The sequence below is a fragment of the Verrucomicrobiia bacterium genome, from assembly GCA_019634635.1.
Classification (GTDB): domain Bacteria; phylum Verrucomicrobiota; class Verrucomicrobiia; order Limisphaerales; family UBA9464; genus UBA9464.
Genome location: JAHCBB010000005.1, coordinates 63660 through 86393, shown reverse-complemented (window position 1 = coordinate 86393; position 22734 = coordinate 63660). Strand labels below are relative to the sequence as shown.

At 66.9% G+C, this 22734-nt stretch carries 14 protein-coding genes; 7 read left to right on the top strand and 7 right to left on the bottom strand.

Annotation, left to right across the window (positions count from 1 at the left end):
- Positions 1-11 precede the first annotated feature (11 nt).
- Together KF791_05035 and purL are read right to left on the bottom strand one after the other, a co-directional pair.
- Positions 12-641 (bottom strand): HNH endonuclease, encoded by a 630-nt coding sequence (locus KF791_05035; GenBank protein ID MBX3731942.1) that lies wholly within the window; start codon positions 639-641, stop codon positions 12-14.
- A gap of 262 nt (positions 642-903) precedes the next feature.
- Positions 904-3240, bottom strand: a complete 2337-nt coding sequence (purL, locus tag KF791_05030; protein ID MBX3731941.1) for a phosphoribosylformylglycinamidine synthase subunit PurL — start codon at positions 3238-3240, stop codon at positions 904-906.
- A gap of 153 nt (positions 3241-3393) precedes the next feature.
- Between purL and KF791_05025 the strand changes: the two genes are divergently transcribed.
- Complete coding sequence (locus KF791_05025) at positions 3394-5853, top strand: DUF1593 domain-containing protein (protein MBX3731940.1); 2460 nt, start codon at positions 3394-3396, stop codon at positions 5851-5853.
- Positions 5854-6014: 161 nt separating this feature from the next.
- On the opposite strand, the gene KF791_05020 is transcribed toward KF791_05025, so the two are convergent.
- Positions 6015-6881, bottom strand: a complete 867-nt coding sequence (locus KF791_05020) for a type II secretion system protein (GenBank protein MBX3731939.1) — start codon at positions 6879-6881, stop codon at positions 6015-6017.
- A gap of 365 nt (positions 6882-7246) precedes the next feature.
- Between KF791_05020 and KF791_05015 the strand changes: the two genes are divergently transcribed.
- From KF791_05015 to KF791_05000, 4 genes are all read left to right on the top strand, one after another.
- Positions 7247-10150, top strand: coding sequence for a PSD1 domain-containing protein (locus KF791_05015; protein ID MBX3731938.1), 2904 nt, complete (start codon positions 7247-7249; stop codon positions 10148-10150).
- 28 nt (positions 10151-10178) lie between these two features.
- Positions 10179-11666, top strand: coding sequence for a DUF1501 domain-containing protein (locus KF791_05010; GenBank protein MBX3731937.1), 1488 nt, complete (start codon positions 10179-10181; stop codon positions 11664-11666).
- Positions 11667-11786: 120 nt separating this feature from the next.
- Positions 11787-12347: an elongation factor P gene (efp, locus tag KF791_05005; protein MBX3731936.1), complete on the top strand. Its 561-nt coding sequence runs from the start codon at positions 11787-11789 to the stop codon at positions 12345-12347.
- 68 nt (positions 12348-12415) lie between these two features.
- Positions 12416-12988 (top strand): flavin reductase family protein, encoded by a 573-nt coding sequence (locus KF791_05000; GenBank protein ID MBX3731935.1) that lies wholly within the window; start codon positions 12416-12418, stop codon positions 12986-12988.
- A gap of 9 nt (positions 12989-12997) precedes the next feature.
- On the opposite strand, the gene cysS is transcribed toward KF791_05000, so the two are convergent.
- The gene (gene cysS / locus KF791_04995) at positions 12998-14446 is read right to left on the bottom strand and encodes a cysteine--tRNA ligase (protein ID MBX3731934.1); all 1449 of its coding nucleotides are present in this window, start codon (positions 14444-14446) and stop codon (positions 12998-13000) included.
- A gap of 89 nt (positions 14447-14535) precedes the next feature.
- Entirely contained in the window at positions 14536-15372 is an 837-nt protein-coding gene (locus tag KF791_04990; protein ID MBX3731933.1) for a DUF481 domain-containing protein, read from the bottom strand.
- A gap of 160 nt (positions 15373-15532) precedes the next feature.
- Between KF791_04990 and KF791_04985 the strand changes: the two genes are divergently transcribed.
- Both KF791_04985 and KF791_04980 read left to right on the top strand, forming a co-directional pair.
- Entirely contained in the window at positions 15533-16381 is an 849-nt protein-coding gene (locus KF791_04985) for a type II secretion system protein (protein ID MBX3731932.1), read from the top strand.
- Between the two features lie 172 nt (positions 16382-16553).
- Positions 16554-17666: a Gfo/Idh/MocA family oxidoreductase gene (locus KF791_04980; protein MBX3731931.1), complete on the top strand. Its 1113-nt coding sequence runs from the start codon at positions 16554-16556 to the stop codon at positions 17664-17666.
- Between the two features lie 46 nt (positions 17667-17712).
- On the opposite strand, the gene KF791_04975 is transcribed toward KF791_04980, so the two are convergent.
- Both KF791_04975 and KF791_04970 read right to left on the bottom strand, forming a co-directional pair.
- A complete protein-coding gene (locus tag KF791_04975; protein MBX3731930.1) occupies positions 17713-20964 on the bottom strand; it encodes a hypothetical protein in 3252 nt (1083 codons plus the stop codon).
- Complete coding sequence (locus KF791_04970) at positions 20961-22733, bottom strand: DUF4340 domain-containing protein (protein ID MBX3731929.1); 1773 nt, start codon at positions 22731-22733, stop codon at positions 20961-20963. Before KF791_04970 ends, KF791_04975 begins: the two co-directional genes overlap by 4 nt.
- Between the last annotated feature and the right edge of the window lies 1 nt (position 22734).

Genomic DNA, 22734 nt, shown 5'->3' with positions numbered 1-22734 from the left:
GCTTCGCCCCGCTAACCCACGTCTTCGCCGAGTTCCACGTTCCAGTACGCGATGTCGAGGAAGTGCCTCCACGATTCGTGGACGGGCGCCCCGAAGCTGACCTGGACGAACGGCCTCCACTTCGGCCGCTTGGGCTTCCGAATCAGGCGCATGCCCGCCTCAACGGGTGTTCGGTTGGCCTTGCGCGTATTGCACGGGATGCACGAGCAAACGATGTTCTCCCAAGTGGTCGGCCCCCCGCGGTCGCGGGGCACCACGTGGTCGAGATTGAGATCCCGACGGTCGAAGACGTTGCCGCAGAACTGGCAGGTGTTGCGGTCGCGCTCGAAGATGTTATGCCGGGTGAATTTGACCTCTTTACGGGGCAGACGGTCGAACACCATCAGCAGGATCACCCGTGGCACCCGGATTCGAAAAGAGACCGTGGCCACGGTGTCGTCGGTCTGCGAATCGTGCGCCCCGCCTCCAAAGTCCCGCCACTGCGTGAAGCTGAAGGTCCGAAACTCGCCCTCCGCGTCCCCCCAGACGACCTGCGCGTGGCCCTCAAACAGCAGCGTCAGCGCCCGCCGCACCGAGCAGACGTTCACGGCCTGCCAGAGGCGGTTGAGCACGAGTACCTGATGGTCCAACGCCGGGCTCATGCAACCTCCCAAAAACTTGCGCGGTGCAGTAACCGACCCCGGGTCTGAAGTCAATGTCGCGCCGTGAACAACGTGTGAACAATCCCGCGATGAGGCCACGCGGTTGCTCAATGATTTCCTCCGTGCGCCTGATCCGCCAGCGGAGGCGCGGATCGAGTTTGCGGCCGGCGAGCGGCACGGGTGGGAATCGCGTTCGTGGACCCGGTTGCTTCAGGCGATGGCTGCCGCGGTCCGCGCCGGGGTTTCCTGAGGTCGCGTCCGGTCAACCGGCCATCTTCCGGGCGATCGTGTTCCACCACGGATCATGCAGGGCGGCTACCGGTATTGAAACCGTTCCCATACGCGTGGTGATGGACAGGGCGTCGCCGCCCACCGTGCCGATGATGGCGGCCGGAACCCCCATGATGGATGCCTGCTTCACGACCCGGCCGGCGTCGTCGGCCGCGACGCTCACAACCACCCGGTTCTGCGCCTCGCCGAACCACAGGGCGTCCAGTCGCGAAGCGACCGCCTCGGGCAACGCGGTCAGGTCCACGCTGGCCCCAAGGAAACGAAACGTTTCCCGGGCCACTGGCTGCCCGAAACAGCACTCCGCCAGGGCGACCGCCAAGCCGCCGTCACTGCAATCGTGGGCGCTGCGGATCACCCCCTCGCGGATCAGGCCGATCAGCGTGGTGTGCAGGACGGCGGCGGCGGCGAGGTCCACGCGCGGCGGCAGGCCGGTCTTCAGCCCATGCCGGGACTTCAGGAAGGCGCTGCCGCCGAGTCCCTGCAATGGATCGGCGGGATCCACGATACCGCCGAGCAGCACCAGGACGTCGCCGGACTCCTTGACCCACTGCGTGGTGATGTGTTGCGGGTCCTCGATCAGGCCGACCACGGCAACGGTTGGCGTGGGATCAATGGCGCCGGCGGTGGTCGTCTGGTTGTAGAGCGAGACATTGCCCCCGGTGACCGGGGCCCCCAGGGCCTTGCAGGCCTCCGCGAGGCCCCGCACGGATTCCCTGAGCTGCCAGAAAATCTCCGGGTTGTGCGGGTTTCCAAAATTGAGGTTGTCCGTGGCGCCGAGCGGTACGGCACCCGTGCAGGCCAGGTTGCGGCAGGCCTCTACCACCGCGGCCTTCCCGCCCTCGTAGGGGTCCAGGAGCACGTGCGTGGCGTTGCAGTCCGCGGTGAAGGCCACGTACTTCTCGGGAACCGGGCGGCTGCCCACGCGTCCGGCCAGTTCGGCGCCCATCACCGGGAGCGAATCGGCTTTGATGCGGATCACGGCGGCGTCGCTTCCGGGACACACCACGGAGCCGTCGCGCACCATGTGGTCGTACTGGCGGTAGACCCAGTTCTTCGATGCGAGGGTCGGGTTGGCCAACAGACCCATCAGATCGGCGGCGGGATCCGCCGTGTCGGCGATGCCGTCGAGGCGAAAGGCGCGCACCGCCGCCTGCGCCGCCGGTTCCCGGGCCTCGCGCTGATACACCGGGGCCTCGTCCGCGAGGCTGCGCGCCGGGAGATCCACCACGACCCGGCCGCCGTGGCGCACCCGCATCCGGCCCGTGTCGGTCACCACACCAATCTCCGCCCATGGCAGATCCCATTTGTCGAAGATCCGCCGGACCACCTCCTCGTGACCCCGCTGCACCACCACCAGCATCCGTTCCTGGGACTCGGAGAGCATGATCTCATAGGAGGTCATGCCGGGCGCGCGCTGGGGCACGCGATCGAGCTCGATTTCGATGCCGGTGCCCGCGCGCGCAGCGGTCTCGCAGGTGGAGCAGGTGAGCCCGGCGGCGCCCATGTCCTGCATCCCGGCCACCACTCCGGTGGCCAGCAGCTCCAGACAGGCCTCGCAGACGAGCTTTTCCATGAACGGGTCCCCGACCTGCACGGCCCCGCGCTGCTGCTCGGCCGATGCCTCCGTGAGGTCCTGCGAGGCAAAGGCCGCCCCGGCGAGGCCGTCGCGCCCGGTCGCCGGTCCCACATAGAACACCGGGTTCCCGACCCCGCGGGCCGCCCCGCGGGTGATCTGTTCGTGGCGCAGCACGCCGAGGGCGAAGGCATTGACCAGCGGATTGCCTTCGTAACTGGCGTCGAAGGCCACCTCTCCGGCCAGGGTGGGGACCCCGAAGCAGTTGCCGTAATGGGCGATGCCGGAGACCACTCCGGCGAACAGGCGGCGGACCTCCGGGTTCTCAAGGTTCCCAAAGCGCAGCGAGTTGAGTGCGGCGACCGGACGTGCCCCCATGGTGAAGATGTCGCGCAGGATGCCTCCAACCCCGGTGGCCGCGCCCTGGAAGGGTTCCACGGCGCTGGGGTGGTTGTGGGACTCGATCTTGAAGGCGATGGCGATGCCGTCGCCGACGTCAATGATCCCGGCATTCTCCTCCCCGGCGCCCACCAGGATTCGGTCCCCCCGCGTGGGAAACTGCTTCAGCAGCGGCCGCGTATTCTTGTACGAGCAGTGCTCGGACCACATCACGGAGAAGACGCCCAGCTCGGTGTACGAAGGCGTCCGGCCCAGGAGGGTCACGATCCGGTCATACTCCTCCGGGGTGAGATTGTGCCGGGCGACCAGTTCCGGGGTGATGTGAGGCTCGTTCATCGTGGCGGCGGGCATGGCCCGCGACGGGAGTCGGTACACTAGGGATCCCGCAGGGCCGGACAAGGACTTCAGGACGTTGTGGAGCTGCGGTGAGGCACCCGGTGAGGTGTCTTGAGGGTGCGGGATCCGGCTGTCACGCTGCAGCCGATCCCAGTGAAGACTGTGTTGTCCACCGCTGCAGGGCTGCTCGCCGCAGTGCAGCTGCTTCTGCCGCCGACGGCTGCCGCCGCCGCGCAGGAGCCGGATGCCGGGCGCCTGCGCGTGGTGATTGAAACGGATGCCGGGGGCGATCCCGATGACGAGCAGTCGCTGGTCCGTTTCCTCCTCTACGCCAACGAATGGGACGTCGAAGGCATCATCGCGAATCGGGCGCATGCCCGCGACGGCGAGAACCGGAACTCCGAGCGGACGGGCCCCGGAATTGTCCGGCGTCTCCTGGCGGCATACGGTGACTGTCATCCCCGGCTCATCGAACATGACCCCCGCTTTCCGACCCGGGAAGCGCTCGAGGCGGTCACGGTGTCTGGAGACAACGACACCACGGAAGGCGTCAACCTCCTGCTCGCCGTCGTGGATCGCGCGGATCCCCGCCCGATCTGGTATGCGGACTGGGGGACCGATCATGGGGCTGCCACCAACAACCTGCGGCGCGCCCTCGATCGCGTCCTGGAGGAGCGCGGTCCCGAGGGGTACGCGCGCTTCAAGTCGCGCCTGCGGCTGGCTTCCGCAGACGCCTTCGGGCCGCACACCACGGAAGTCCATCCGCCGTTCCCGCTCTGGGTGGACACCTTCCGGCCGGCGCTGGACGGGCGGCGCTGGTACCATCGCTTCCCGGCTCTCACCGCGCGGGCGGGGGGATTCGACCTGGAGCGCGATGTGCGGACAGGACACGGACCGCTGGGCGCCCTGTACCCGACCAACACCACGCACTGGGCCAAGGAAGGCGACTCGATGACATTTCTGTACCTGGTGCCCAACGGGCTCAACCACCCGTGGCAACCCGGCTGGGGCGGCTGGGGCGGACGTTACGGTCCGAACGAAACCCTGCCCGGGCGCCCCTACTTCTGGGCCAATCGGAAGGATGCGTGGCAGGGAAGCACCCATCGCGACCACACCCTCGGACGGTGGGCCGAGGCGCTGCAGAATGACTTCCGTGCCCGCCTCGACTGGTGCGTGGCGCCCCGCGACGGAGCGAATCATCCTCCGATCATCCGTGTCCGCCTGGGTCCGGACCCGGCTTCCGCGCGTGAATTCCCGAACCCCGGCCTGCCGATTTTCCTCCGGTTGTCCCCGGGGGAATCGGTGTTTCTTACAGCAGTGGATTCATCGGATCCGGATGGTGACCCGTTGACCTTTCGGTGGGAGCCGTATCCGGAGGCGGGTACCTATCGAGGGCCGGTAGGCCCCTGGTCGGGCGGGGAGGGGGCGCTGCGGTTCGCCGCCCCCGAAGTGACGACACCCGAAACGGTTCACCTGATCCTGTCGGCCACCGATTCCGGAACGCCGCCGTTGACCCGGTACGCGCGTGTGGTGGTCTCGGTGGATCCGCAATCCAGGCCGGTGGATCTGGAGCGCGCGTTCGTCCCGCCGCCAGAACTCGCCGGGGAGCGGGGTCATCACCGGTCACCGCTTCAATTTCGCGACGGCTCCCGGGTCGAAACGCCGGCGGACTGGAACCGTCGCCGCGCGGAGATTCTTGGGGAATGGGAGGCCATCGCCGGGCGTCCTCCCGGGCCGCTGCGCTCCCCGACCTTGGAGGTCCTCGAATCCGAAGCCCGGGAAACCTTCACTCAACACCGCGTTCGCGTTCCCCTTGCCCGCGACGTGACCGTCCCGGGATGGCTGCTGATTCCCGCGCAGGTCGGTCCGATGCCGGCGGTGGTTGTCCCATTTTATGAGCCGGAGACGAGCGCGGGGCTCAACAGTTCGCAGCACCGGGACTATGCCCTGCAACTGGCGCGTCGTGGATTTGTCGCGCTGGCGATCGGCTCTCCCGGTGGGGACGCCCGAAAGCCGGAAATGGGCGGCGCCATATGCCAGCCGCTGTTGTTCCTGGCCCACGCCGCCTCGAACGCACGGGCCGCACTCGCGGCACGGCCGGAGGTGGATCCCACACGGATCGGCCTGGTCGGGCATAGTTATGGCGGCAAGTGGGCCTTGTTTGCGGCCGCGTGGGATGAAGGGTTCGCCTGCACCGCGGTCAGCGACCCGGGGATCGCGTTCGACGAGGCGCGTCCCGGCGTCAATTACTGGGAGCCCTGGTATCTCGGCCGCGACCCCGGGAGCGTCCGGTCACCCGGGCTGGTGAGCTCCGGGAACCCCCGCACCGGGGCGTACCGCGAACTGGTCGCCGCCGGCCACGATCTGCACGAGGTGCTCGCCCTCACGGCCCCGCGGCCGCTGCTGGTCTCGGGCGGATCGGAGGACCCGCCTCAACGGTGGCAGACCCTGAATCATCTGCGTGACGTTCATGCAGTCCTTGGCGTCACCGACCGCGTGGCGATGACCCATCGTGCCGCTCATGATCCGGACGCGGACTCGAATGCCGCGGTGGTCGCGTTCCTCGTGCGTTTCCTTGGGGACGGGATGCCCCCAGCTCCAGATCGCCCCTGATGGCCTGACGGAACGCGAACTCGACCGGGTCCCCGCGCCGCAGTCCGCGCGAGGCGGGGTTCCAGCCCGTGCCCGCCCGGCCTCAGCGCGCACGGAGGACCAGCGCCCAGTCCGGGTCGTTCCCCGGCGGGTCCAGCGGGGTGCGAATCTTCAGCGGATCTTCAGTTCAGGCGCTGGGTCGTCTTGCTCCAGAGCCATCCGATGTCCGGATTGTTGCTCTGATTGCCGGGCTGGAAGTCCGCCCGCCTCACCGGAATCTTGGTCCGTCGGTCCACCCAACGCTTGATCTCGGAATGGCCATCGGCGAAGGCAAAGCCGCAGGCCCCGTTATGGTAGCTCGCGGGGGCGTCGGGCAGCACAGCTGCCGCGAGGTTGGGCGCCGGATTCATGTTCACGCAGAAGAACCCGTCGTTGATGCTGTCGGGATGCTCATCCACGAACACCCAGGTATCGGCCGGAGCCACGAAGTCTGAATCCCGGAGGAACATGCGCCATGGGGGACTGTTCCCGAACCAGGTCGGCCGGCCGTCATGCATTCCGACCCAGGCATTGATCGCGTTGCTCCGAAGCCGCGGGCGTGGATTGGCCCCCTTGGTCATGAAGTTGTCTGCGGGACATTTGTAGATCTTTGCCGTCCGACCCGTGTAGGGCCAGATGGTGCCCCTCATGAGGGTGTTGGTCACATCCCAGTTGTCGCGGTTGCCCCCGTTCCAATCGAGAATCCCGTACACCCAGACGTTGTTGGATGGATTGTCCGAATACGCCGGAGGAATTTTTCCGTTTTGATCCTCGATATACAGCCGCCAGGCGAGCATGAGCTGCCGGGTGTTGTTCATGCACATGATGCCCTGCCCCTTGGATTTCGCCTTGGCCAGAGCCGGAAGAAGCATCCCGGCCAGGATGGCGATGATGGCGATCACCACGAGCAGTTCAATCAACGTGAATCCCGCGGGGGTTGGCGCCGGTGTGGAGCGGCGCGAATTCCGATCGTCTGAAGACGGAGTCGAGGTGTGAATCAATGGTTCCATAAGCTGGGGACAGGCTCCTGACGGAGGGGTGGGGCAAGCAGGCAAGAGCACCTCGCCCGCCCTGCTACAATCACGCTGCTTCTGCTGCTTCGCAACCGTCAAGGTCTTTCCACAAATCATCTCAAGCCGCTCGGCATGGTGGATTCCACCTGGTACCCGCGACTGCCTGAACCCCTGGCCCTTCGACTGCGCGAACTGGTGGACCATCCGGAGTGAGGTGATGGGGCGGCAATCGGCGGGGTGCCTCAAGGTCGCACCCCGTCCGTTGAAGGGTGGCTGACGGTGGAGGCGCGTTTCTGGGAGGTGCCTCCCATGGACACGGCCGGGCCGGAATCTGCTCGCCCAAAATGGCGATCGCAGGCGAAATGGAGACCATGAACGGCGGTGGGGTCCGGATCGGATGGTGGATCGGGCTGGGCATGCTCACGGGAGTGATGGCGGCGGATGCCGCGTCGGCCACCGACTTCAACCGGGACATCCGCCCCCTGTTCGCCAGGCACTGCACCGCCTGCCATGGCGGCGTGAAGGCCGCTGGGAGCATTTCCCTGGTCTATCGGGAACGAGCGCTGGCGGACGGCAAGTCCGGCAGGCGCACGATTGTCCCCGGGGACCCTGACGCCTCGGAGCTGATCCGGCGGGTGGAGTCCGGAGATCCGGACGAGCGGATGCCCCAGCCGGAGCATGGTCCGGCACTGTCCGCAGAGGAGATTGCGACGCTCCGCGCGTGGATCCGTGAGGGCGCTCCCTGGAGCGAGCATTGGTCCTTTGTGCCGCCGCTGCCCCCCCCGGAACCGGTCCTGAAGGACCCGTCGTGGGCGGCCGTTCCCGCCGACCGTTTCATCCTGGCACGACTGGAGGCGGAGGGACTCAACCCGGCGCCGGAGGCAACCCCGGCCGGGTGGCTGCGGCGGGTGAGCCTGGATCTCATCGGCCTGCCGCCAACCCCGAGGGAGTTTGCCGACTACCTCGAGGATCGCCGGGAGGATCCACGACGGGCGCGGGAACAGGTCGTGGACCGCCTGCTCGCCTCCCCGCGGTTCGGCGAGCGCTGGGCGGCGGTGTGGCTCGACCTGGCCCGCTATTCCGACACCTTCGGTTTTGAAAAGGATCCTCACCGCGACATCTGGCCGTGGCGCGACTGGGTGATCCGGGCATTCAACGACGACATGCCCTTCGATCAGTTCACGATCCGGCAGCTCGCTGGGGACCTGCTGGCCGAGCCGTCCGCCGACGATCTGCTGGCCACCGCCTTCCACCGCAACACCCAGAACAACACCGAGGGCGGAACGGATGACGAGGAGTACCGCACCGCGGCCGTGCTCGACCGGGTGAACACCACCTGGACCGCATGGCAGGCGACCACCTTTGGATGCGTTCAATGCCACGCCCACCCCTACGACCCGATTCCTCACCGGGACTACTACCGTTTCGCTGCGTTTTTCGACGGCACCGAGGACTGCGATCAGAACGACGATTATCCCCGGCTTTTGATTCCCGCGGACGGGGCGCGACGCGAGGAGATTGTCGCGATCCAGCGCGAGATCCGGACGCTTCGCCACGATTTGAACGACGCAGGCCTCGCGGCGGCCGCCGCGGTGTCCAACTGGAGTCCGGCCATCCCCACCTGCGCGTCCACCAGCGCCAGCGATGCCACGCTCACGGTGGGAGCGGACGGCCGCATCCGGGCCGGGGGAACCCTGCCCATCAAGGTGGCGTACACGCTCCGGTTCCCCGCGGTTCCAGGTCTCACGGCCCTGCGGCTCGACATCCACCCGGTGGCCTTCGATCCCAAGGGGCTGCCCGAGCGCGGACAGGCGTTCTCCCGGATTCAGCTGGCGGTCATCGCATCCGAAGCGGGGGCCACCAACCAGCCCGTGGCGTTCCAGGAGGTCATCGCAGACCACCTGGCCGGTCCGTTCGATCCATTCCGGATCATTGACACGGGCGGGGGATTCGGGAGCTACCCGGTCATGACCGGACCCCGGCGTGTATTCGTGGTTCTGTCGAATCCGCTGGAGGTGGAATCGGACGGCACGCTGGAGATCACCCTGGACCACGGCATCGCGTCGAACAGTGGCGTTCAGGCCTGCGTGCTGCGCGACTTCACGGTGTCCGCAACGACGGACTCCCGGCTGTCCGACTTCGCCGGGGCTCCCGGACGCCGGGAGCAGTGGCGTTTGCTTCAGGGGAAAAAGGAGGCCCTCCAGGATGTCGCGGGGACCCGTGTGCCGGTGATGATGGAGCGTCCCGAATCGGCGGGGCGCGAGACGCGGGTGTTCGTTCGAGGCAACCGGGCAATCCGCGACGCGGTGGTCCGGCCCGGGATTCCCGACATCGTTTCGCCCCCGCCCGGGGACGACCCGCTGACCCGGCTGGATATGGCGCGGTGGATGGTTGGCGATCGGAACCCTCTGGCTGCCCGGGTGCTGGCGAACCGGCTCTGGGCCGAGATGTTTGGCCGCGGGATCGTTGAGACCCTGGAAGACTTCGGCACCAGCGGTGCGCGTCCGACGCATCCCGAACTGCTCGACCACCTCGCCCTGCGCCTGCGGGAGGACTGGGGATGGTCGGTGAAGCGATTTCTGCGCGAGATCGCGCTCTCGTCCACGTACGCCCAGAGTGCCCGGGTGACGCCGGCTTTGGCGACCCTCGACCCGGACAACCGCCTGTACGCCCGCGGTCCGCGCGTTCGACTGACGGCGGAAATGGTTCGTGACCAGGCGCTTGCTCTCTCCGGTTCGTTGTCCACAAAGGCCTTCGGTCCCCCGGTGTACCCTCCGCAGCCGGACGGGGTCTGGAACTCCGTGTACAGCGGTGAACGGTGGAATACGTCCCAGGATGCCGACCGGTTCCGACGGGCGATTTACACCTACCAGAAGCGGACCAGTGGATACCCGCTGTTTTTGACCTTTGATGCCCCCACCCGCGACGCCTGCACCGCCCGACGGTTGCCGAGCAACACGCCCTTGCAGGCCCTTGCAGTCCTCAACGATCCGGCCTTCCTGGAGATGGCCCGGTCGCTGGCCAACCGGATGGAAGCGGTCGGCGACACGCCGCAGGACCGGATCCGATGGGCCTGCCGACTCCTGACCCTGGAGCCGCCTCCGCGGTCCATGGTGGACACCCTGCTCCGGTTGTACGACGGGGCTCTCGAGGATTTTGGGGAGGATCGTGCGTCGGCAGACGCGCTGGCGCCGACGCCCGAGCGTGCGGCGCTGGTCCTTGTGGCCAACACCCTGCTCAACCTGGACATCGCGCTGACCCGCTGAACATGCCGTGTACTCCGGTCTGGAACCTATGAACGCCGCTGAACCGCTCCTGCGCCATGAACAGTTGCTGCACCGGACCCGGCGCCACTTCCTGCGCGATTGTACCAGCGGCCTTGGGGCACTCTGGCTGGCGTTTGAGGGCGGACGCGCATGGGGGGCGTCCGGCGGGGTGGTTCATGAAGGGGCGGGTCCGCTGGCTCCCGTAGCGCCTCCGGCCCCCGGCAGGGCGCGCCGGGTCATCTACCTCCACATGGCCGGCTCACCGAGCCAGTTGGAGCTCTTCGACTACAAACCGGAACTCGAGCGCCTGGACGGACAGGACTGCCCGGCCTCGCTCATCGCCGGCAGGCAGTTCGCCTTCATCCAAGGCGTACCGAAAATGTTGGGGCCGCAATATCCGTTCCGGCAGCACGGACAGAGCGGCCAGTGGGTTTCGGACCGCCTGCCGTTGTTTGCGTCGGTGGCGGACGAAGTGTGCTTCATCAAGTCCATGTACACCGACCAGTTCAACCACGGACCGGCCCAGTTGCTCATGCATACGGGGACGCAGAACCCCGGAGGCGCGAGCGCCGGGGCGTGGGCCACGTACGGGCTGGGTGCGGAGAACCGGAATCTCCCCGGGTTCATCGTGCTGACCAGCGGCGGAAAGAATCCGGATGCCGGGAAATCCGTCTGGGGCGCCGGTTATCTGCCCTCGGTCTTCCAGGGGGTCCAGTGCCGGTCGCAGGGCGACCCGGTCCTGTTCCTCTCCGATCCCCCGGGCATCACCCGCCGCCTGCGGCGCCGCACCCTCGACGCGCTGCAGGAGATCAACGAGCGAACAGCCCGTGAGGTGGGCGATCCGGAGACCCTCACCCGGCTGGCCCAGTACGAACTGGCGTTCCGGATGCAGGTGGACGCCAGCGACGCGTTTGACATCAGCCGTGAGCCGGCCGTCATCCACCGTCTCTACGGGACGCAACCCGGCAAGGAATCCTTTGCCAACAACTGCCTGCTCGCCCGCCGCCTCGCGGAGCGTGGAGTGCGTTTCATCCAGCTGTTTGACTGGGGATGGGATTCGCACGGTGCCGGTGAATCCGAGGCCCTCAACCATGGGTTCAAGGACAAGTGCCGGAGCGTGGATCGCGCGCTGATGGCGTTGCTCGTGGATTTGCGCCAGCGCGGACTGCTCGACGACACGCTCGTGGTCTGGAGCGGGGAATTCGGGCGGACGCCGATGCGGGAGAACCGCAGCGGCATGGAAATGCAGTTCATCGGCCGCGACCATAATCCGGGGGCGTTCACCCTCTGGATGGCCGGCGGCGGCGTCCGCCGGGGCACGACGTACGGTGAGACCGACGACTTCGGATACCAGTCCGTGGTGGACCGGGTGTCCGTTCACGACTTCCACGCGACGCTCCTGCACTTGCTGGGATTCGATCACCTGCGCCTCACCTACCCGGTGTCGGGGGTGAACATGCGCCTCACCAACGTGACCAAGCCCGGCTGCGCGGTGGTCCGGGGCGTTCTGGCCTGAGACGACGCGCCTCCCCGGGTTCCGCCGCCTCCAATTGGAGACTTGCCAGCGAGGACCCTGCCGGTAACGTCCGCGTTCCTTTCTGCTGGAAAACTGGCGGAATCCGTCCTTTCGAGGCTTATGGCAGTCAACGCGAACGAACTCCGCAAGGGGCAGGCGATTTTGTACAACAATGACGTGTGCGTGGTGCTTGAGGTCACCCATCGCACGCCGGGGAACCTGCGCGCATTCGTCCAGGCGATCCTTCGCAGCATCCGCTCCGGGCGCTCCATGGATGTGCGGTTCACGTCCTACGAGAAGATCGAGACCGTCGCCTTGAACTCGAAGAAGATGGACTTCAGCTACAAGTCCGGTGACGACTACGTGTTCTCCGATCCCGACACCTACGAAGAGGTGACGCTCGCCAGGGAGCTGGTCGGGGACGCCAAGGATTTCCTCGTGGAGAACGGCACTGTGACGGTCACGTTCATTGAGGACAAGGCGGTCCAGATCGAACTGCCGGCGAGCGTCGTGCTCAAGGTGACCCGGGTCGAGGGGGGCGTTCGTGGCGACTCCGCCAACAATGTCCAGCAGAGCATCGAGCTCGAAACCGGCGTGACCATGCAGGCGCCGCTGTTCATCAAGGAGGGCGAGAAGATCAAGGTGGACACCCGCACCCGGAAGTACATGGAGCGCGCCTGACCGCCGCCGCCCGGTTGCATTCACACCCTCCCGTGGAACTGGATCCCGAATCCCTGGGGGCCCGGGAAATGTACGAATGGATGGTCACCACCATCCTGCCCCGCCCGGTTGCCTGGGTGTCCACCCGATCGCCCGGCGGGGTCGCCAACCTGGCACCCTTCAGCTTCTTCCAGGGCGTTTGCGCCCGCCCGCCCACGTTGCTGTTCTGTCCCGCCAACGACCGGCACGGGCGGCCCAAGGACACGTTGCGCAATGTGGGCGCCACCGGGGAGTTTGTGGTCAATCTCGTGCCGTGGTCGCTGGCGGAAGCCATGAACGCAACCGCCGCCTCGCTGCCCTACGGCGAGAGCGAGTTCGAGCGGTTTGGCGTCGCCCAGGCCGCATCCCTCCGGATCGGACCACCCCGGGTCGCTGCCGCGCCGGTCGCGTTCGAATGCCGGCTCGACCGGATCATCCACGTGGGCGAAGGCCCGATCGCGGGGAATATCGTGCTCGGGCGCATCGTTCACCTCCACGTCGCGGACGCCATCCTCGCCCCGGACGGGCGGCCGGATCCCGGTCTGCTGGATCCGGTCGGACGCCTCGGGCGCGATGAATACGCCCGGCTTGGGGAACGGATTCAGTTCGCGCGCCCGGCCTGAACCGGAACCTCAGGCCCTCTTCAACCTGGGGCCTTTGGGAGTATCTTCGAGGATCCAGCCCAGGGATTTCAGCTTCATCCGGATGGCGTCCGCCCGGGCGAAATCCCGTGCCTTCTTGGCGGCGGCGCGTTCATCCGCGAGGGAACGAATCTCGGGTGGGGCCTCCTCGGTCCGGGGCCTGCCCATCCCCAGCACGGCATCCACCCGCCGCCATGCCGCCAGGGCGGACGCGGCCCCAGCGGGGCCGAGGGCGCCTGCGCTCATCGCCCGGTTGGTGTGCCCCACCCACTCAAAGACCGCCGCCCACGCACGGGAGACGTTGAGATCGTCGTCGAGCGCGATGGTGACCGCGGTCTCAAGGGGGGATGCCGTCCCCGGCCCGGGCGCCGGGACATCCCCGGCAAGGTCCTGCAGTTTGCCCAGGCATTCGTCAATGCGCGCCAGGGCGATCCGGGCGGCGTCGAGCCCGTCGGCGGTGAAGTTGAACGTACCCCGGTAGTGGGCGCTGAGCAGCAGCTGGCGGATTTCGCGTCCGGTATGTCCGCGCGTCACCAGGTCGCGCACGGTGAGGAAGTTCCCCAGCGATTTGCTCATTTTCCGGCCCTCGACGAGCAGGTGGGCGGCGTGCATCCAATGCTTCACAAAGGGACGCCCCGGAGGCTGCTCCCCGGAGCCCTCGCTCTGGGCGATTTCGTCCTCATGATGCGGGAAGGCGAGATCCTCGCCGCCCAGGTGCAGCTCAAAGCTGGGTCCGAGGAGGGCCATGCTCATGGCGCTGCACTCGATGTGCCATCCGGGGCGTCCGGGACCCCAGGGACTGTCCCAGAACACCACTCCATCCTCGGGCACGCGGGCCTTCCAGAGGGCGAAGTCCGCGGCAGCGGCCTTGTCGTACTCGTCGCTGGCGACGCGCTCGCCGACCCTTTGGGCTTCCGGATTCAAGTTCACCAGGCGCCCGTACACGCAGCCGCACCCCCGGTATTTCGCGATGCTGAAGTACACCGATCCATCGGGGGTCTGATACGCCAGGCCGCGCTGCTCCAGCTTGCGGATCAGGGCGATGATCTGGGGCAGGTGTTCCGTGGCGCGGGGGAGGTGATGCGGACGCAGGCAGCCGAGCGTGTCCAGATCCTCCAGGAACGCGGCCTCATATCCCGCGGTGAACTCGTGCAGGGGCACCCCGGTCTCCCGCACGCGCCGGATGATCTTGTCCTCGACGTCCGTGATGTTCATCACGTGCGTCACGGCAAATCCGCGGAATTCCAGGTGCCGGCGCACCAAGTCCGCAAAGACGAAGGTGCGAAAATTCCCGAGGTGCCCGAAGTCGTAGACCGTCGGGCCGCACACGTAGAGGCCGACCACCGGCCGGCCTGTGCCGTCGCGGCGTTCCGGGGACAGGGGCTCGAAGCGCTCGACCGTCCGGGTGAGCGTGTTGAAGTAGTGTGGATGGGAATCCATGCGGCGGCCGGGCCGCCTGGCGGGATGGCCGGCGGCACCGCGGGTCCCGGCAACTCCGGCCACGTCCGGATCGCGGGGGCTGGAAACGCTCAGTTGAAGGTGTACAGGACGCCCGCCGTGAGCTGGTAATCGTTCTTCTGTCGGAAGATCGTGGGATCCGTTCCCGCGTAGGAGGCCGGCTCGCTCCGGTACCAGTCGCGGAAGACGATCAGGAGCGAGAGGTTTTTGTAGAGCTCGGTCTCGACACCCACCGCGGCGGTCATGACGTAGTTGCCCCACTTGTCAATCTGGGGGAGGTACTCAAACGTCTGGAACAGCCGGGATTTGTCGGTGAACTTCCATTCGAAATTGTTGGCGAACCGGAGGGTGGCGTAGTCGTTGTAGCCGGTACCGACGAGTTCCTCCCAGACATAGCCGGGGCCGGTCTCCACGGAGAGGCTCAGTTTTTCCTTCTTGATGAGGTAGTAGCCGACCGTCGCGGTCGCGGCGATCCGGTAATCCACGCCGGCGATTTCGTCATGACGTCCGCTGAACCGTCCGCCGACATACAGCCGGTCGGTCAGGAGCCGGTTGTAGGAGAGAAACCCGCCGTAGTTGTTGACGTTGGTCGTGTCGGTTTCAGTCAGGGACTGGTTCGGGCCGCCCGCGTCGTTGACCTCGGTCGTCGTCGAGGTGCCGTAGTTCACGTCGGCGCCGAAGCTCAAGATGTTCGCGCCGGTGTCTCCCCATTCCTTCACGGTCAGCACGTTGCCGCCGACGTTGAAGGTCTCCGCGTTGCCGCCGGTCAGTCCCAGGTTGAGGCCGAGGGAGGTGGTCCAGTTCTTCGGGGGCGGCGCGTCCTGGGCGCACAGCGGAACGAAGGAAGAACCAAGGGTCGCCGCGGCCACGGCGGCGGCACGGGGAAGCTGGCGGGAGAACGATTTCATAAGCGCGGGCGGTTTCTATCGCGGGTCCGGGATGCGTGCAACGGTCGAAATGGCCGATCCTTCGATCGTCGTTGCGTCCACGATTCCCTTGCCTGGAACCCGCGGGCGCGATACCACCAATGGGTCACCACTGCGAATTTCTGAGGAAACCATCCCCGCCATGGACATCTACCGAACGAACACCCCTCACCCCCGGAGGCCGGGCTTTACGCTCATCGAGTTGCTGGTCGTCATCGCCATCATCGCGATCCTGGCCGGCATGCTTTTGCCGGCGCTCAGCAAGGCCAAGGCGAAGGCCCAGGGCATCGGCTGCCAGAACAACCTCAGGCAGCTCATGCTGGGGTGGCAGCTCTACGCCGTGGATTTCAATGACGCGCTCGTTCGCAGTGCGGGTTTGGACAGCCTCGTCTCGGCGGTCAGCCCGACAAAGAACTACCCCCTCAACCAGTGGTGCATGGGCACGATGGACCGGTGGCCGGACATGACGAACACCGTGCTGATCATGGACTCGCTGCTGTTCAAGTACGTGGGCGCGCTCCCGGTGTACAAGTGCCCTGCGGACCGCAAGACGCGCTTCGATTCGTGGGGAGGCAAGGGCGGCCCCCCCTCGGTGCGCAGCATGTCCATGAACAACTGGATGAACCCCATCAACGCCTGGGCGCCGAACCGCGCGACCGGAAACAACCCGGTGACCAATTTCCGGCGCATGGGCGATATCCGGAGCCCGGTGGACACCTGGGTGACTATTGACGAGAACCCCGCTTCCATCAACGACGGCTGGTTCGTCTGCGACCCGGCGGCGAACAACTGGGTGGATGCCCCTGCCGCCTATCACAACAATGCCGGAGGCCTGTCCTTTTCGGACGGACACGCCGAAATCCGGAAGTGGCGGGATCCGCAGTTGCTCGGCCGCAAGTCCGGGCCGGGGAATCCGCGGGACGGCGGCGCCGATCTCCGCTGGCTGAAGTCCAAGAGCACCCACGGACCCGACGGATTCCGTCCGCTGTAACGGGCCGCCCGCACGGTCGGGTGCCGGGGACTCCACGCGGGACACCGGCGGGGAGTACCGCGGGAGTTTCCCGTTGACCCTGTTTTCGGGGGAGGCGTTGACTTTCCGTCGTCTCCGGTGTCGCGGGCCACTTCCCGTTTGCACCGGGGCGGGCCTTCGGCTCACGCATTTCATGAACCGCAAACTCAACATCGCCATTGTGGGCCTCGGTTTCGGGGCCGAGTTCATCCCCATTTACCAGCGGCATCCGCACGCACACCTGTATGCCATCTGCCAGCGCTCCAGGGAGAAGCTGGACCAGATCGGCAAGGCGTTCGGAGTGGAACGGCGCTTTTCCAGTTTCGAGGAATTGCTGCGAGATCCCGCAGTGGACGCGGTCCACATCAATTCCCCGATCCACCTGCACGCCGCGCAGGCCATCGCCGCCCTGCGTGCCGGCAAGCACGTGGCCTGCACGGTGCCGGCCTGTACCACGGTGGAGGAGGCCCGGGAGATCGCGCGGGCAAGCCGGGAAAACGGGCGCCGGTACATGATGATGGAAACCGTCGTTTGGAGCCGGGAGTATCTTTACGTGAGGGAGCTTCGGGACACCGGCCGGCTGGGGCGCATCCAGTTTGTGCGCGGCAGTCACCTGCAGAACATGGCCGGATGGCCGGGGTACTGGGAGGGCCTGCCCCCGATGCACTACGCAACCCACTGCGTGTCGCCCTGCCTGGGCATCGTCAACGGCGAGGCGGAGTTCGTGTCCTGTCTCGGTTCCGGACGCATCTCCGAGGCGCGCATCGCCAAATATGGCTCACCCTTCGCCTTCGAGACGGCGCACTTCAAGGTGCGCAACCAGGATGTCGCCGGCGAGGTCACCCGGTACCTGTTCGACGCCGCGCGTCAGTACCAGGAGAGCTTCGACTGCTATGGATCTCTCACCTCATTTGAATGGCAGCTCGTCGAGCACGATGACCCCGTGCTCCACTTGGGGGGGGAGAAGGTGGAAAAGGTCAAGATCCCCGACTATGCCCACCTGCTGCCCGAGGGCATCCGGGACTTCACCACCCGGTGCGTCTATGACATGGCGGAGAATGCCCACCTGAGCTTCATCCAGGGCAGCGGTCATGGCGGCAGCCATCCCCATCTGGCCCATGAGTTCGTCATGAGCCTTGTGGAGAACCGTCCGAGCTTCCCCGACCTGCACCAGTCGCTCAATTGGACCCTGGTGGGCATTCTCGCCCACGAGTCGGCGATGCGCGGTGGAGAGAAAATCCACGTGCCCAATTTCCGAGGGGTTTGAGACGAGGTCGTCGGCGGATGGTGTCCCCGGGTGATCGGTCTGGCGGTCACGGGGACGGCGCTTCCACCGGCGGCTTCCGTGTCCCTGGCCCCGGCGACCCTTGGAAGACGCTCTTGAGCGTCCGAAACGGCTGCAGAGGGGCCCGCAGAAAGGAAGGTACGTGGCGTAATTCCGCCTCCGGCCGTTCGAGGGTGCCGGTCACGTCGTATTCCATGAGCTTCGTAAAGGGGCTCAGGACCAGATTCACCAGCGGTCCCACAAGCGGCAGATCCCGCAGCGGCTCCGCCTCAAGCACCAGCCGCAGCGAGCCATCAAAGCCCACGAGCCCTTCGAGCTGGAGGCGCATCGCCGACGACAGCAGCTCCACCCGCCGGAGGTCCACCGACCGATTGGTGAGGGCGAACAACGCATTGCCTTCACGGAACCGGGCGCTGCCCAGGCCGGGGGAGACACTTTCAAAGGCCGGGGAGAACATGCCAAAGAGCGGCAGGTCCCACAGATAGCCGTTTCGGAGCTGGGCATTGCCGAAGCCCTCCCAGGGGCGGCTTTCCTGCGCATGCCCCTCCACAACCGTCACCTCACCGCTCAACTGCCCCTCCAACCGGTGGGTCTGCGTGCTCAGGTCGGACACCAGGCGGTGCAGATCCACGTCGGCAAACGACGCGTTGAACGCGAACGAGGTGTCCTCACGATTGCTGACGTCCACCGTCACCGCGGCGCTGACCACCCCGCCGCAGAAGGCCCCGGCGACGTTCGTGATGACAATCTGGTTCCCCGCCCATCGGACGGTTGCCAGCAGACGTTCAAACTCGAAGTACCACCACTGGAGCCGGGGAACGCTCGCTTCGAAGAACACGTCCCCCTGCACGTTCTCAATCACCGGGATCGAGCCCTGGATGCGCACCGAAGGCGGTTCGGCAAATTGATAGGGGGCCAGCGTTCGCGCCGTCATGGGACCGATCGCCCTGGCCAGGGAGGCGACATCAAGCGTCGAGAATCCGTTGGTCACGTGGAGGAGTCCCGCAGGGATGTCGTACCGAAGCACCTGCGCCCGCGCCCGGTTGGTCCCTTGCAACAGCTCCGTGCCGGTGAACACCATCTGCTGGTTCGTGTAGCTCAGCGCGGTGCGCAGTTCCGTGATCGGCTCCCTCCGGTAACTGGCGTTGGTGAGGGCCACCTGGAGGGTTATCCCCGTCCGCTGCGGGTCGTTCCAGTCCCCCCAAAGCTCACCGGAGACCCGCGCCGGCCCGTCCAGCTGAATCAAGGTGCGCTGGCGGTCGAGGCCCGGCGTGCGCACCCAGGGCACCAGGTCGAGCGGATTGGCCTGTCCCTCCACCCGGGCGTGCCAGGTTCCGGATCGCCAGCCGGCGGCGGCGGTGATGCGCACCTCGTCGGGCGGCCGGAACAGACGCATGTCCTCCACGCGGACCTCCTGGGGCGTCCATTCGAAGGGCACCCGAAGCTCCTGCACCGCCAGATCGCCGAGCGCCAGATTGGTGGACTGCAACACCCCGCGCGCATGCAGGGTCGGGAGCAGGTTGCGGACGAGCTCCGGGGAAAATTCCGCGGTGACCGGGACGCGGGCGCGAACGCTGAGGTCAAACCCCACCGAGGAGGACTCATGCAGTTCGACGCGGCCCATGAGGGGAGCAGCCTCCGGCGGCAGCAACGGCTCGAGGAGCCTGGGAGCGAGGGTACCGCGCAATTCAAGCCCGGCCTCGCCGCTGGACGCCTGGATCGAGCCGCTGCCCACGATCGAGCCCGCCGGAATCGTCGCCTCAAATTCGCCCAGTCGCAGGCGGCCCTCATTCCAGTCGGCCAGCAGGTGCAGGCGCTCCGCCGACGCCATCGCGCGAGTCTGCACCTGGGTGGCCGCCAGCCGGGCATGCACTCTCCAGGGGGCGATCCGGGCCCAGAATCCGGTGACCGCAGGTTGACGTTCGGATGCGACCGGCAGGGCGGATCCGCAAAGGTCCAGCAGCGTCAGGCGGGCCTCGTCGGACACCGCCTCCTCGGCGCGCAAACACCAGTCGGCCGACCGGGGGATCCACTCCCCGGGGGTGCTCCGGGCCTGCAGGGACAGTGTGAGATTGGACACCGTGACCCAGCGATTCCGGAACTCGAAGGCCGAACATTCCAGCTGGGTGACGATGCGGGCGTCAGGGGGCGGTTCGCGGCGTCCGGGTTTGCGGGCGGGATCCAGTCCTTCCGGAAGGTCAGGGGGCACATCCTGCATCGCCAGGTCGGTGTCCGCCTCCACGCGCAGGCGTTTCAGGCGCCCGAATTCCTGCGACAGTGAGTCGGCAATCAGGCTCCAACGCACCCGATCCGGCAGTGCGTTGGTGGGCACAAATTCCGCCTCGGCGCGAAACTGCAGGGCATCCAGTGCGCCCCAGCGGCTGCGCACCGCCGCCGAGTCCAGATGGACCACGCCGTGCGACCGGTCCGCCAGGCGCTGCGAGGGCTGCACGTCCAGCCGGAGCCGCAGATCGTCGAATTCACCCGCAGGACCGCGCCCTCCCCCAGCCCCGATCCGGATCTGGAGGACGGACTGACGGAGATCCCGGCCATGGACGAAGAACTGCATCTCCATCCGGGGGGGTTCCTCAAAGGACATCCGTTCGAGATGCCCCAACGCACGGGCGAGAAACGGGCTCCGGAGTCCGGTGGGCCGGGTTTCCGGACGCTGCCGCGGCCGCAGCAACTGGGCGTCGCTCACCGAGCCCATCGCTTCGAGCCGGAGCCCGTTCACCCGGGCGGTGATCCATCGTACGCGCCAGAGATCGCCGGCGGAAAAATCCAGTTCTCCGGCCAGGTCGTCCATGCGGAGCAACGCCGTCGGCATGCCTTCCGCCCCCTCCACCGCTTGAGCGGCCGAGCCTCCGGCGAAGCTGACGCCGATCAGACGCGGCGGTGACAGGGTGAGCAGCGGCCTCCAGTCGAAGCGCAATGACACCTCGCGAACCAGCAGCGGACGGCGATCCGCCTCTCCGGTCCAGTGCACGTTGACCTGCTCGGCAACGATTCCCCGCAGCGGCAGGAACCGGATGCGTCCGGATTCGAGCTCAAGCCCCTGGGCGCGGACCTGGTTTAACACGGGCTCCTTCAGAAATTCCGGAGCCCCAACGTAGGCAAGATGCAGCAGAAGGTACCCGATCAGCGCCAGGACGGCATAGCCCGTGCGGACGCCAATCCGAAGGCACCGCAGGCAAAGCCGGTACAGGCGGCGCCGATGCGGGCGGGGGCGGGGTCGCTGGGCGCCCGTGCCGGCCGGGCAGGGCTCGGAGGAATCCGTCACGGGACGTTGAAGTCACGGAGCACGTCGAGGTACAGGGCTCCGGGGAACTCGAAGAGGAAGCCGTGCTCGTCCGAGTCACACACGGCAAGCGCGAAGAGGTTGTCGAGGGGATTCCGTCCGCCAAATCGCAGGGTCAGCCGACGCATCGGAGCGCCGGGACCAAGCTCGATCTCCAGTTCATGGTTCACCTCGGGAAACTTGAGCAGTTCGAGCTGACGGTCGTCGCGCACCGGGTAGCGCGCACCCTCCATCCGGCCGATGCGGTACAGGGTCTCGTTGACCGCCTCGTCAAACAGGATGCCCGGAATGGCCGGCACGCCCTGCCAGGCACCGTCTGGTCCCCGGGTGACCGCATGGCTGCGCCCCCGCTGGCGGACAACCACCTGGACGACGTTGGTGGGATCGAAGCGCAGGAGGCGAAGCTGTGCGGCCGTGTTGGGCAGCCGCAGCACCTCGGCCAGCGGCACCGAGTACACCGGCATCTCGTCGGCCCGGCGCACAAACGCCTTGTCGAGGCCGTCCTCGGCCCCAATGGCCAGGCGGACCACTTCATTGGTGCCGGAACGGAGGCTCCACTCACGGCCGGGAGCGGCGAGTCCATACCGGGTGAGGTCGGCCGGCACGTCATCGGGGAATTCGGCGATCTCGATGAAGGACAGCTGCTCCAGAAGCTGGGACACCCGGTCGGGATCCGCGGGTTGCGGGGGATTGCCAGCCAGCCACCAGTTGGTTCCCCGCCGTTCCAGGATGATTTGATTGGTCCCGGTCATCGCAGCAAGGGCATCCACCCCGTCCAGCGGTGGCAGGAGCCTCCGGTCCCTGAAGTTGGCGACGGGCAGGCGGAGCAACGCCGCGGCCTCGGCGGGCACGAGGACGAGGTTGGTGGTGGCCAGGCGCCGGACGAATACATAGTCCGGGGCGTTGGTGGGTGACCGGCCGAACTGGAGCCGGACGAGATCGTTGCTGCCGCGTCCGACGATGAGTTCGATCTCGGCGGGCTGTAGCCCCAGCGGTCCGAGGTCGGTCAGCGGGGATTCCGCGACGAATCCCGCCACGCGAAGCCTCTGGAGGGAGCCCAGCAAGGTCTCGATCCGCGACGAGTCCGCGCGGGCCGAAAGGGGGCGGGTCAGCCGCCAGGAGTCATGCGCCGGGCTCCGCTCGGCGACGAAGCCCGGTTTGCCACGCACCTCGACCCGATCGAATGCCTCCCCCTCCAGGTCGAACAGGGAGCGGTCTCGCCAGGCGTCGGGCGTGCGCGGGACGGACGCGAGCAGGGAGTCGCTCGCGGTGAACAGGACGTCGGATCCGACCTGGTGACAGTAGAACTGGTTGCCGAACGGGGCTGGACCACCCAGCTTGAAAAAGACGGGAGGGTTCCCGGGGATCGTCTCCAGCTTCAGGGTGAGGGCGCTTTCATCGAGGCCAAACGCCGTGAGACCATTGGTGGCGCCGCTGTCCGCGATCCGGGACAATGGGATCATGGTGCGCGGCCTCATGCCTTCAAGGGCCTCGAGGAATGCGTCCACGGAAGAACTCTGGGCGCGATACGTCACGGGAAGGACCATCTGCCAGCCGCTGGCGGTCCGTTCGACGCGGAGCACAAGATTGGACCGGGCCAGTTCGACGGCGGTCACTTCCGAACCGACCACCGGCACAAACCCGTCCCCCCCCACGCCGGAGCCGTGTCCGGAGCGCGATCCGGACAGGTACAGGTAGCCGCCGAGGACCGCGGCGGACAGAAACAGGATCCAGGTGGTGCGGGCGTTCATC